The organism is Aeoliella fuhlenseeensis, from assembly GCF_052161615.1.
GTDB lineage: Bacteria > Planctomycetota > Planctomycetia > Pirellulales > Lacipirellulaceae > Aeoliella.
In genome coordinates this window covers 5,909,402-5,921,984 of sequence record NZ_CP197417.1, presented here as the reverse complement: position 1 = coordinate 5,921,984, position 12,583 = coordinate 5,909,402, and the positions used below count along the sequence as shown (strand labels likewise).

Sequence of the window (12,583 nt, the reverse complement as noted above, 5' to 3'; positions counted from 1 at the left end):
GGCCGCGATAGTCGGCAGGCGACGCGGGTGAAAATCGAATGGGCGTTATTCTGGCCATGCGACCGCAAACCTAGCGAGGTCGCGGGCTCCGCGACACCTCAGGCTTAGGGGCCAACGTCAAAAGGACTGGCAGAACTGGATTCGGAGCTGTCTTCCATCATCGGCGTTTCCGACTCGGCCTCGTCGAAAGGACTTGCGGCGTCCGCTTCGAACGGATCGCCCTCGCCCGCGTTGAAGGGATCGTCCGTGGCCGGGGCACCGGCGGGAGGTTCCGCGGGGGCGAACTCTTGAGGAGGCCCACCTGGGCCCATGCCTGGAGGTGCCATTCCGGGAGGGCCCACACCAGGAGGTAGAGCGCCCGGGGGAAGCGAGCCCACAAGCGCGGACGCCTTGTCTGCAATATAAGCTTGCCCTGCACCCGTCGTTGATCGGCTGAACACGCCAAACAGGCTACTGGCTTTCATCGATCCGCGTGCTTCTTCAGGTACACCGTCCGCGCCACTGGCGCTCGTCGTCACCGGATTCGTTGCCGCGGGGTCGAGCACCGGTGCCGGGGTCGCCGCGAAGGCGCTGGCTTCGTTGGTAGCGTCGTCGGCGAAGGGATCGCCTGCCGGCGAGCGGGCCGCTGTGGAACCGCCTGCCGCAGGCTTACCCGCGACTTGGCGAGCTTGGTCGATCGACAGTCGGCTGGCGAGCGCCTCCATCGGCAACTCGTAGTTAGATCGCAGGACGACGCGTTCGCGGGCCTCGCGCTGTTGTTTGGTTTTTGCCATCACCTGTTGCCGAGCATTCACCTCGGCCGCGTCGCGGGCTGCGCGGCGGATTCGCTCGAGCGTTAATCGAGATGAGCCCTGCACCGCTGCCAACGACTGGTCGACGAGCGGCGAGCTCGTGCCCATGCGGGCTTCGAGTTCCGAGCCCTTGGCGAGATCGGCCTGGGCACCTTGCCGGTCGCCCGAGCGAAGGCGATTGAGTCCACGCAGGTAGTAGCCCCGCGGGTCGTCGGGACTCTCGCCGATGGCCTGGGTGAGATGTTTCTCCGCCTCGTCGGTGCGGCCCGCGAAGTAGGCTCCGGCACCGGTTTGATAAGCGGAGCGGCCCACGGGCTCCTGGGCAGTGGCCAAAGCCGCCACGGCTAGGCAACCGAGTGTCACGACAAATCGCAGGTCGACCATCCTCAAGGCATCCTCTCGGGGAGCGAGCACCAACGGGCGAAGGGCGGGTCGCACAATAGCCGGCCCGCTAATCTCCTCATGGTAATCGCCCTGCCGGGCGGTGACAAATATTGCCGACCACCTGGGAGGGATAATTACAGATTATTGCCCTGTTTCTTGAGCTTTTCGATTTGCGCGGCCAGCTCGTCGTAGTCCTTCTCTTCCAGCCGGCCCACGGTTTCGCGGGTAAGCCCAAGTTCCTCGGCACGCTTCCAGGCGGCGAGGGCCTCGGACTTCTGGTTCAGTCCCATGTGGGCCTGAGCCTTGTGGAAGTACTTCGATGCCGTCGGACCATCCGTGACCGCCAGGGTCATGTCGTCCACGGCAGCCTGGTACTCGCCACGATTGAGCCAGATGGTGGCCCGAGTGTCGAGCACGTCGGACATCGGACCCAGGATATCGGTGGCCTCCTTCATGAGCTTCACCGCCTCGTCCGCAGTTTGCTCTTCGGCAGCACCAAGAGCCAAGAGGTACGCCAAGTTGTTCAGCACGGCAGCCTTAGCAGTGCCTGCTAGATCGGTGTTCTGGAGCACCTTGCGGTACAACGCGGCCGCATCCTCGTAGCGACCTTGGATGTCGCAGAGGTTGGCTTCGGACAATGCGGCGGCAATCGACTGCGGATCGTCACGGCGAACGTTGTCGATCCAAGTCTGAACTTTAGCGTCGTACTTGTCCCCAATTTCATCTCGCTTGGTGCGGATGATGTTAATCGCAGTGTCGATGACCGGGAGAGCGTTCGAGTCGTTCGACATCTGGTCGAGCATCTCGAAGGCCCGTGCGGGGTCGCGGTACACGCCGATGAACTGGGCGAACTGCAATTGATCGCCGAGAGTCGCTTCGGGGCGGCTCACCAACGTTTGCAACAATTTCTCGGCATTCTCGGTGTCGCCCTGGCTAGCAAGTAGCGATGCGACGCGAGCAACTAATTGGTACCCATTGGCATCGAGCTTCGAGAGATCCGACGGCATCATGCGCTGGAGTGCCTGCTTCGCCCGCGTCTTGTCACCCGACTTGTCGTACACGATCGAAGCGAGTTCGAGCGTGGCCGGGGAATTGGGGGCGAGTCGAGCGAGCTGCGGGAGCTGGCGTTCGCGGGCGATGCGAAGGTCTTCGGGCCCACCACGGGTGACGAGCATACGAATGTAGGCATCGCGAATCACGGGGGCTTCGGGGTACTTGGTAATCACCGATTCCATGTGGTCACGGCTCTTGGGCCAATTGCCGACGGCGAAGTAAAGCTGACCCAGTTTCAGGTCGAGCTCGGGGGGCAACGGTTGTTGAGCCCGTACTTCTTCCAGCAGCTTGATGGCCTTGTTCCGCGAAACGGGCTCGGGGCGAGCCGAGAGAATCGTGGCCATCTGAATCTTGTCGTCGACCGCCAGCGCGCCGTTCACCGAGTTCGAGGCGAGCAGCTTCTCGGCTTGCAACAGATTCTGGTAATCGCGCGTTGCGGCGAGCATCTGTGCCGCCGTGCGGCGAGCCCAAGTGGCGTTATCGCGGCTCACCGATTCGGGATCGGCGGCGAAGTCCTTAAGGATCTCGTTGATCAGCGGCACCGCCTTCTGCGGGCCATCGCCGAGCGGGTAACGCTGACTCAGGTAGAACGTGGCCAGCTGACGGGCCACGTTGTCGGCGTCGGGGTTTTGCTCGTACGCAAGGCGATACAGGCCCTCGGCGTCGAACCACCGACCCATGTTCTCGTAACAGCGTGCGAGCAGCAGCGGCTGCTGATCTTCTTCCAACACCAACTGAGCTTGGCGTAGCGCCTCTTCGGCTTCCGCGGCCTTGCCCGAGGTCAGCAGGTTGGTGATGTGGGCCAGCCACGGAGCGGGCGAATCGCCCTGCAACTCCACGGCCTTGGCGAGCGCTACGCCCGCTTTCTCTTGGCACTGCTTACGCAGGTCTTCGGGGGCCGTGGCGATGGTGCTCATGCCCTGCATGAACTGTCCGTACCAAAGTTGGAGCGGTCCGTTTTCGGCACCGGCGGCTGCCAGTCGATCGGCGGCTTCCGCGGCGTCGCGGAACTTACCGGTTTGCAGCAGGATCTGCGGGTAGAGCTCGCCCACCAACGCCACGTTGATAGCGGGGTCGAATTGCTCTAGTTCCTTCGCAGCCTCGGCGAAGCTGCCTTGAGCAGCCAGCAAGCGGACGTATTGCGCGAGCGCTTGGGCATTCCCTCGACCGCGGGCGAAACCTTCTTTGTAGTCAGCAAGGGCCGCGATGTAGTCTCGATCGTTCACGGCCATCGCCGCGCGCAGAATATAGGGGTCGCTCCAGTCGGGGCGCTCCGCCAGCGAGGTGTTGACGAGGGCGAGGATTTCTTTCTTCAGTTGCTCGTTGTTCGGCTCGTTGCGGTACTGGACGAATTTGCGAGCGGCTTCGGTGAAGGCCCAGTTGGCGTCTTTCTTGGTTCCCACCAATTCGAGCACCTTCTTCTGGGCGGCCTGCATGTCTTCGTCGTCGTTACGCATCAGCGCCATGTCGAACACCTGCATCAAGGTCGGCAGGTCGTTCGGATTTAGCTCGGCAATCTTCTTCCAAGCGTCCTCCGACTCGTCACGCTTGCCAACGCGACCCAGCCGCGTGGCAATGCCTTTCCACAGTTCGATCTTGTGGCTTTGCTCCCAGTCGTCGATCCCCTCGGTCAGGGCCAACAGGTCTTGAGCCATTGTTTCCTTATTCATTGCGACGATCAGGTCGGCGCGGTCGAGACGCAACTGCCATTGATCGCCGAACTGCTGCACCGTCAGGTCGAGCAACTTCATGGCGTCTTCGGGACCTCGCTCGGGGTCCACCGCGACGAGTCGTGCGGCGGCGCGGCGAACGTTCAGATCATCCTTGGCCATGTCGAAAGCCGTGCGCAGAATCTCACGCGCTTCGGCGTACTTCTTGCGGGCCACCATCACCTGCGCCCGAAGCAACATCAATTGGACCTCGGATCGTTTGTTTTCTTCGGCCCACTTGGTGACGTACTTGTCGAAAGCGACCCAGTCCTGCTCGGCTTCGGGTTTGCGGATTTCCTCTGTCAAACGCTGGGGGAAGTCGCCCGCCACGCTCTGACCGGGAGTGGTCTCGCCCTTGACGCGGGCGTTGAGCGCGGCGAGTTGCTGGTCGATCAGCGGATTCTTCGGGAATTCGCGAGCCAGTTGCTCAAGAATGGGGAGTGCTTTTTCAGGGGAGCCCACCTTTTGGTAAGCCAGGCTCAGCAGCAAATCGAGCTGCAAGCGCAGCCGGCGATCTTCGGCCAGTTTCGGACGAACCTCTTCCAGCGCGCGAGTGGCGGGGAGCCAGTCTTCGCGGGCGGCCAGGATACGTGCTTCCTGGAACTCGACCTGCGGCAGCTTGAAGTCGATCTGCTTCTCCAGCTCTTTGATGGAGTTCTCCGCGCCGGTCAGATTCTTCTCGTCGATCTGAATATCGATCTTGTCGATCAGCAAGTAAGGCCGCTGCTTCTCGTCGACCTTCTCGAGACCGCGTTCGATTTGCTCGAGGGCGGCTTTGGTGTCGCCCTTTTCGCGTTCCAGGCCAGCCAAACCGCTGTAGAACACGCGGTTGTCGGTGCCGCTGGCAAGGCCCTCCTCAAGATACTTCTGGGCTGTTTCGAAGTCGCGATTGCCCAGGGCTTCGGCGGCTAGAGCCAGGAGAACGCTTGAATCCTTCGGATCAAGTTCGTAGGCCTTTTGCATCGCGGCGATGGCTTCCGCTCCGTGATCCTCGCGGCTTCCCTCGCCTTGGTCGATCGTGTTGTAGTACTGACCCATTGCGAGGTGCGCTTGGGCCGAGTCGGGGTTGCGGCGGAGCATTTGCTCGGCGACCGCCTTGGCTTGGTCGCGGCGATTCAGTTGGAACTGAGTGCGGATTAGCATGCGATAGGCATCGATGTCGTTGGGCGCAAGCGCTGCTTCGTCGGAGAACTTCTTGGTTTCGCGGTCGTAGCCCACCAACTTCTCGAGCACCTCGGCCGACTTGGCAGGTTCTTGAAGCACGGCATGGCACTGAGCTTGTTTCGTTAGCAGGCCTACGTCGTCGGGCTTCGATTTCAACAGCGCCTCGACGTGCCCTAATTGCTCTTTGGCGAAGGCGGCCATCACGTCCGGTCGGGTGCCAAGCAGGTCGACGTAATCCTCGCGGAGCTCGGTCTCGCCGGGATACTTGAACAGCACGTTGCTAACCGCACCGCGGAAGCCGTTGAACTCGCGAATCTCACCCGCATCGAGCGACTTCTGAGCAAGCAGAACGTAGAGCTTGGCTTGGCGGACGCGGGCCTCGTCGTCATCGGGACGGAAGCCGAGGTAGTTGTTGAGTTGCTTGACGGCTTCGAGGTGATCGCCCTTCTGTTCCGCAGCGGTTGCCTGGTCCAGCATGTCCGCGGCATTGTTGGTCATCTGCCACCGCCAGATGCCGTAGACCGAACCGCCGGCCACGAGGGTGCCAACCAACAGACCAATAAGCAAACCGTAGTTAACGCGATAGCGTTGCATGAGAGGATATCCTCAGGAAATCAGTTCAATCCCAATCACGACCCAAAGAGTGGGTCGTTATGGCGCTTGTAATAAGGTTCCGTCTGTGTACCGACCGCCCCCATCGCAACGGCGGGCGATGGCGACCGGCGAATGCAGGGGCATCGGGTGCGGCGGCAAGCGCGACGAGGGGGTAAACCCGCGAGCTGCCACCGGACCAAGACTCCCAGCCTTGGCTGGCCGCACCGGGCGTCCCTTCATGGTAGCCGCGTCAGTGGGGGTGTCAACGAACCGCCGAGCCCCCGCGGCCCGGTCGCAACAACCGCGGTCGCCCTAGTCTCTACGACCGTCACGGTCCGCTCGTTACGACCTACCGTATCAATATCCAGCAGGTGGCCGATCGCGCACCCGCAGCGGGGGACGTGGCCGGCGGATCGCTGGCGACCACCTGTGCTACAAGCCCCACGGGTCCGCGGCCCAACGCGCTGCTGTCAATTTCTACGCTGCCGCTAGCGGAGTCTACGAAGCCGACGCGGCGTTGGTTCTGCAAAATCTCGATTCCCGCCGCGTCCGCCGGACCGCGAACCGTCACGCGAATCTTCGTACCCGCCGACACCATAGGCTGGGGCGTGACTTCCATTTGTACCTGATTGTCCGCATCCGCTTCGCCACCCACCCGCACCGGCAAGATGGCCCGACCTCGGAAGCCAATCGGGTCATCGGTTGCGGCAACGAGGCGAAACTCGTGCATGCCGGGGGCAAGTCCCGCCGTATTCAGCGGCAGCGTCAGTTCTGCCGGTAGCCCCGCAGCCATGAGCCGGCCATCCAGGTAGAGCTCCATCATGCCTGCCTTCGTGCCAGCCTGGGGGACGACCTTGGCCTTCAGCTCGACTTTGTCTCCCAGCACTTGGTTGGGCTTCATCCCTTCGACTTCCACCTTGGGCGGCTTCGCGAACGGCTGGCACAAGGGATCGCCGACGATCAGCAGTTGGTAAGGCCCCGACACCGACTGATAGAACGCCTCGGCCAGCGAAGTACCGCGCCAGTAGTGGAGGTGCATGCTGGGTAGTGGGAACTTGGCTTGAATTGCATAAGGCTCTTCCACCGTGCCACTGGAGCCCGCCGCCCCGGCGCGAAGCCACACGGCGAGCGTGGTTTGCCACTTCTGGTCGAAGATGCCCCCATAGCTCGTGAAGTGGTCGCAGATGGCACCGGGGACCAGCGTCACCTTTCCCGGGTCCACCTCTAGGCTCGCCGCGCCGGCCATGATTCCCATGGCGGCGGGGGCTGATGCTGGCACGGTCCCCTCCTGCACTTCGGCCTCGGCACCTTCGCTACGAAGCTTGGCGGCTACCGCGGCGTAGCAGTCGTGGCGAGTTTTCGAGCGAACGTCGTTGTTCTTCATAAAATAAAAGGTGCCAACAGGGTGGCCGCCGTCGATGGCTGCCGAACGGTTGAGATAGTGAACCACCTCGTCGACGGTGTTGCCCCCTGTCGCCGTGACGCCGAGCATGGTCGACAGCATGTAGGTTTGGCCCGTCTTCGAGTCGGATGTTACCTGCCCATCCTTGCCCCAGAATTGACGCATGCCGAACCCGCGCGTCTCGACGTTCGCGCAGTCGATGCAGCTTGCCTGGTTGTTGCGAGCCGCTGGTGGAACGTACCAGTTGACGGTGGGCATGGTGAACGCCGCTTGGCCCTTCGCGACGTAAGGCCATAGGTAAGTCACTCCGGTGAGCGAGGCGACGGGGGTGAACTGCTTGGGGAGTTTCTCGTCCGCGAACTGCTTACGAAAGTCGACGCGTGTGGGGAAGTCGGAGGAATAGACAATGTACGTGATCTGCGCGCTTAGTTTCCGCTCGTCGATCGCCTTCAGAACCGGGGTAAGAATCTCATCACGGAATAGGGTTCCTCCGGTGGGCGCTGTGCCGTGCTTCCAGTCGAGGTAGAGCACGTTCGTTGGCGGGATGTCACGAAGGCGGATGTAGTGGTTCGCGATGGTCATCGACGCATCGCTGTTCTGGTTGACTACCAGCAGCACGTTCTCGGGGCCGCCCCCTGCCCTCGCGGCCCTCGTCGGCCCAGCAAGGGCAATGCAAATCAACACGAGCAATCGGCAGGCAAACAACATGCGAACTCCGCATCAGGAAGCAATAGCATCACTCTGTCCGTTGTACGCGACCCGCTCGGCGGGGGCAAACCGCTCGCTCCCTGCCCCACTACCGATCTTCCGCGGTAAGATAGGCATACGCCCCACCCACCCCTCGCAAGCGATACGGCCGACCCATGTCCAACCCACCCCGCCGTGGCGAGCGGGTTTTCGAGGCGCACAATATCACCAAGACCTACCATATGGGCGAGGTCGATGTGTTTGCGTTGCGTGGTGTCGACCTCGAACTCTACGCCGGCGAGTTCGTCGTGCTGCTGGGGCCGTCGGGCAGCGGTAAGAGCACCCTGCTCAATATTCTGGGCGGGCTCGATGTCCCCACCACCGGCACCATTCGCTATAGGGGCGCGGTGCTCACCGACTTCGACGACCGCGCCCTCACTATGTATCGTCGCAAGCACGTCGGGTTCGTGTTTCAGTTCTATAATCTGATCCCGAGTCTGACGGCCGAAGAGAACGTCTCGCTGATCACCGAGATCTCGACCAACCCGATGAAGCCGATCGAGGCGCTGTCGCTGGTGGACCTCGCGAAGCGGCGCACTCACTTCCCCGCGCAGCTTTCCGGTGGCGAGCAGCAGCGCGTGGCGATCGCCCGCGCGGTGGCCAAAAAGCCCGACGTGCTGCTGTGCGACGAGCCGACCGGTGCACTCGACGTCCACACGGGCATCCTGGTGCTCGACGCCATTCAGAAGATCAACGAAGAGCTTGGCACGACGACCGCCGTCATCACGCACAACGCCATCATCGCCGAAATGGCCGACCGTGTGATCCACGTCTCCGACGGGCGCATCGCGCACACCGAAATCAACTCCAAGAAACGCCGCGCGGAGGAACTCGAATGGTAAGTCGTTTCGAGGGGTTCCTGTCGGAATGGCACGCAACACTATCGCTTTTGGTCATTGGTCCTTAAGAAATTGGTCATTATTCCCACATGCTCTCCTCCCTCGACCGCAAGCTGTTTCGCGACCTGCGTGCCCTTTGGGGGCAGGCGATCGCGATTTCGCTGGTCATTGCGTCGGGGGTAGCCACGTTCGTCAATTCGCAGAACGCGCTGCGGTCGCTCGAATCCACTCGCTCGGCGTTTTACGATCGATCGCGTTTCGCCGAGGTGTTTGCTGGCGCCAAGCGAGTGCCCGACTCGATGAAGGGGCGACTGGAAGAAATCCCCGGCGTTGCCCACGTCGAAACCCGCGTGGTCGAAGGGGTGAATCTCGATCTGCCGACGCTCCCCGAGCCGGCGTTGGGGCAGCTCATCAGCGTTCCCGACACGCACAAGCCGCTGCTCAATCAGTTGTACTTGCGCCGAGGTCGCTGGCTAACGCCGGCGGTGGACGACGAAGTGCTGGTGAGCGAGAAGTTCGCCACGGCTAACGAGCTGGAGGTGGGCGACACCATCGCCGCCATCATCAACGGCCGCCGCAAGCAACTTCGCATGGTGGGTGTGGTGCTGTCGCCCGAGTACATCTTCCAGGTCAAACCGGGCGACATCGTCCCCGACCCCAAGCACTACGGCGTGATGTGGATGAACGAGGAGGCGCTCTCCATGGCGTTCGACATGGAGGGGGCGTTCAACGACGTGGCGATCGAGCTAATGCGCGGGGCGAACATCGACGAGGTGATCTTCCAGGTCGACCGACTGCTCGATCAGTATGGCGGGCGTGGCGCTTACGGTCGTAAGGATCAAATCTCGCACATGATTCTTGAGAGCGATATCAATGGTCTTAAAACCACCGGCCTTATCGCGCCCACCATCTTCCTTTGCGTCGCGGCGTTCCTGTTCAACGTGGTGCTCACCCGCACGCTTGCGCTGCAGCGCGAGCAGATCGCCGCGCTCAAGGCGTTTGGGTACACCAACATGGACATCGGCTGGCACTACATGAAGTTCGTGCTGATGATCACACTCTCAGGTGCCGCGCTCGGCACCGTGGGGGGCAACATCCTGGCGGCGCTGGTGACCGAAATGTTGGCACGGGTCTACCAGTATCCCGAAATACTCATCCGTGTTCGCTGGAGTGTCGTCGCCCTGGCAATTGGTGTTGCGGTCGGAGCGGCTCTACTCGGAGCGTCGGCGGCCATCTGGCGTGCCGTCCGTGTTCCGCCCGCCGAGGCAATGCGTCCCGAACCACCGGCGAACTTCAAGCCCACGATGTTCGAACGGCTTGGCCTGGGGCACGCCCTGCCGAACGTCGCTCGCATGGTGATTCGACAACTCGAACGGCAGCGGATAAAGACCAGCATCTCGATCCTCGCCGTGGGGCTGTCGGTCGGTGTGATCGTCGTTGGACAGTTCATGCAGGACGCCATCGACTACGTGATCGACCTGCAGTACTTCCGTATGCAATTGTACGACGTGCAGGTGAACACCGTCGAGCCATTGTCGACCGATATTACCTACGCCCTCAAGAGCATTCCCGGCGTGCTGCATGTCGAGCCGATGCGATCGGTCCCAGCCCGCGTTCGGCATGGGTCGCGGTATCGGCGGGTGGCGGTGCAATCGCTTCCCGAGAACGTTTCGCTATTACAACTCATTGATCGCCACCACAACTCCTGGCAACCACCACCGTCGGGGCTCGTGGTGTCGACGAAACTCGCCAAACTGCTGGACGCGCGGGTGGGCGACACGCTGCGCATCGAGGTGCTAGAGGGCAAGCGGCCGACACTCGAACTGCCCGTGCTAGCGCTGCTCGACGATCTCGCCGGGCTGAACGTCTACATGAGCCTCGACGAGATGAACCGCCTGCTCCGCGAATCGCCCCGCGCGAGCGGCGCGTACCTGAAGATCGACCCCGAGAAGCAGGACAGCATCTATCGCGAACTGAAGGAGATACCAGCGCTCGCGGGGGTGAGCGTCAAGGAGTATGGCTTAACCAGCTTCAAAGAAACCATCGCCCAGAACCTCGGGACGATCAAGGCGATCAACCTGAGCTTCGCCGTGATCATCGCCTTAGGCGTGGTTTATAACGGCGCGCGAATTGCGCTTTCGGAGCGAAGCCGTGAACTGGCGACGCTGCGCGTGATCGGATTCACGCGGCGAGAGATTTCCGCGATCCTTCTGGGGGAACTGGGCGTCATCACCGTGCTGGCACTCCCGCTGGGTCTCGGTATTGGCTGGTCGTTCGCCTATTTGCTCTCCACCTACCTTGCCGATGAAGAGGCGTTTCGCTTTCCGTTTGTCATCAGCAACTCGACGTATGGTCTGGCGGTGTCGGTGGTGTTGGCCGCTTCGGTGTTGTCGGCACTGCTGGTGCGGCGTAAGCTCGACCACTTGGATTTGATCGCCGTGCTGAAGTCCCGTGAGTAAGCAGCCAGTCCCCAGTTCTTGGCCCCAATCCCAAACTCTAAGCTCCCAATGAAAAGTTGGCTTTCCTGGATTCTTGCTCTCTTCGGCATCGCACTCGTCGTGTTGATTGCGCTGTCGTTTCGTCCCGATCCTGTGGAGGTGGACTTGGCTAAGGTCGAACGCGGCGAAGTGCTGGTGACCGTCGACGAAGATGGCCGGACGCGGATTCGCGAGAAGTACGTGGTATCCACCCCGCTCGCCGGGCGGCTGCTTCGCATCAACATGGATCCGGGCGATCCCGTGCAGGCGGGCGACACGCTGCTGGCCACGATCGAACCTCGCGACCCCGAACTGCTCGACGCCCGGGCCATCGCTCAGGCCGAGGCCCGCGTGAGCGCGGCCGAGTCGGCGGTGAAGAAGACCGAGCCAATGCTCGAACAGGCCCGCATCGACTTGGGCAATGCTGAGACGCAACTTGCCCGGCTGCGTGAGTCGCTTTCCTCGGTTACCGAGTCGGAACTCGACGACGCCGAGGCTCGCTACCATGCTGCCTCGGAAGAACTGCGAAGTTCGAAGTACGCGCAGGAGATTGCCGAGTTCGAGTTGCAGCAAGCACGTGCGGCGCTGCTACGCTCGCGCCCCAACGACGTGTCGCCCGGTGAATCCACCACGGGCGAACAAGCGAATGGCAACGGCTGGAACCACACCATCCTGGCTCCCATTTCCGGGCGTGTGCTTCGAGTGTTCCAGGAGAGCTCAGCCGTCGTAACCGCCGGCATGTCGCTACTCGAGCTTGGCGACCCCAATGATCTGGAAGTCGAAATCGACGTGCTGTCGAGCGACGCGGTGAAGATCAAGCCAGGCGCACGGGTGATGCTCGAGCATTGGGGTGGCGATCACGTGCTCCACGGCCGCGTGCGACTCGTCGAGCCCAGTGGCTTTACGAAGATCTCGACACTTGGCGTCGAGGAGCAGCGCGTCAACGTGATCGTCGATCTTACCGATCCAATCGAAGACCGTGCCGCGCTCGGCGATGGCTTTCGCGTCGAGGCCCGCATCGTCGTCGCCGAGGCCGACAACGTCCTCCGCATCCCGGCAAGCTCGCTGTTCCGCCCCGGTATAGGCTGGGCTGTGTTTAAAGTCGTCAACAACCGCGCGGTCGAAACGCCAGTCAAAGTCGGCTTTCAAAACGGCCTGGAAGCCGAGATCACCTCAGGCCTCGACGAAGGGGACCAGGTGATTGTCCATCCGAGCGATCAAATCGCTGATGGCGTGCAAGTGCGTGCTCGGTGATGGCTGGGACCGCGAAAAGGGAAGCAGAATCTCCACCTTCTAGCCGAAGCATAACGCCTCGTCGGACGCCCGTGATCTGCTATCTCGGCGATCCTATTCACTAGCGGCCCTCCGCAGTCGCTGCGTATATTACAATAAAGCTAGAATCCTCCTGTTTCGTCCCCCCCTG

6 protein-coding genes are annotated in these 12,583 nt (G+C 61.9%); 3 read left to right on the top strand and 3 right to left on the bottom strand.

Annotated features, from left to right (window positions below):
• Nucleotides 1-104: 104 nt before the first annotated feature.
• The 3 genes from SH292x_RS23275 to SH292x_RS23265 form a co-directional block, all read right to left on the bottom strand.
• Nucleotides 105-1,181 (bottom strand): hypothetical protein, encoded by a 1,077-nt coding sequence (locus tag SH292x_RS23275; protein WP_442483420.1) that lies wholly within the window; start codon nucleotides 1,179-1,181, stop codon nucleotides 105-107.
• A 128-nt stretch (nucleotides 1,182-1,309) separates the two neighbouring features.
• Nucleotides 1,310-5,695, bottom strand: a complete 4,386-nt coding sequence (locus tag SH292x_RS23270) for a tetratricopeptide repeat protein (RefSeq protein ID WP_442483419.1) — start codon at nucleotides 5,693-5,695, stop codon at nucleotides 1,310-1,312.
• 349 nt (nucleotides 5,696-6,044) lie between these two features.
• Nucleotides 6,045-7,805: a TIGR03790 family protein gene (locus tag SH292x_RS23265; RefSeq protein ID WP_442483418.1), complete on the bottom strand. Its 1,761-nt coding sequence runs from the start codon at nucleotides 7,803-7,805 to the stop codon at nucleotides 6,045-6,047.
• Nucleotides 7,806-7,960: 155 nt separating this feature from the next.
• Between SH292x_RS23265 and SH292x_RS23260 the strand changes: the two genes are divergently transcribed.
• The 3 genes from SH292x_RS23260 (at nucleotide 7,961) to SH292x_RS23250 (ending at nucleotide 12,414) form a co-directional block, all read left to right on the top strand.
• Nucleotides 7,961-8,686, top strand: coding sequence for an ABC transporter ATP-binding protein (locus SH292x_RS23260; protein WP_442483417.1), 726 nt, complete (start codon nucleotides 7,961-7,963; stop codon nucleotides 8,684-8,686).
• An 86-nt stretch (nucleotides 8,687-8,772) separates the two neighbouring features.
• Complete coding sequence (locus SH292x_RS23255) at nucleotides 8,773-11,142, top strand: ABC transporter permease (RefSeq protein WP_442483416.1); 2,370 nt, start codon at nucleotides 8,773-8,775, stop codon at nucleotides 11,140-11,142.
• Nucleotides 11,143-11,190: 48 nt separating this feature from the next.
• Nucleotides 11,191-12,414: an efflux RND transporter periplasmic adaptor subunit gene (locus tag SH292x_RS23250; RefSeq protein ID WP_442483415.1), complete on the top strand. Its 1,224-nt coding sequence runs from the start codon at nucleotides 11,191-11,193 to the stop codon at nucleotides 12,412-12,414.
• The last annotated feature ends 169 nt before the right edge of the window (nucleotides 12,415-12,583 follow it).

Excerpts from the sequence above, each read along its gene's own strand:
- SH292x_RS23270 (WP_442483419.1), bottom strand. The coding sequence starts at position 5,695 with ATGCAACGCTATCGCGTTAACTACGGTTTGCTTATTGGTCTGTTGGTT.
- SH292x_RS23255 (WP_442483416.1), top strand. The coding sequence starts at position 8,773 with ATGCTCTCCTCCCTCGACCGCAAGCTGTTTCGCGACCTGCGTGCCCTT.
- SH292x_RS23250 (WP_442483415.1), top strand. The coding sequence starts at position 11,191 with ATGAAAAGTTGGCTTTCCTGGATTCTTGCTCTCTTCGGCATCGCACTC.
- SH292x_RS23260 (WP_442483417.1), top strand. The coding sequence starts at position 7,961 with ATGTCCAACCCACCCCGCCGTGGCGAGCGGGTTTTCGAGGCGCACAAT.
- SH292x_RS23265 (WP_442483418.1), bottom strand. The coding sequence starts at position 7,805 with ATGTTGTTTGCCTGCCGATTGCTCGTGTTGATTTGCATTGCCCTTGCT.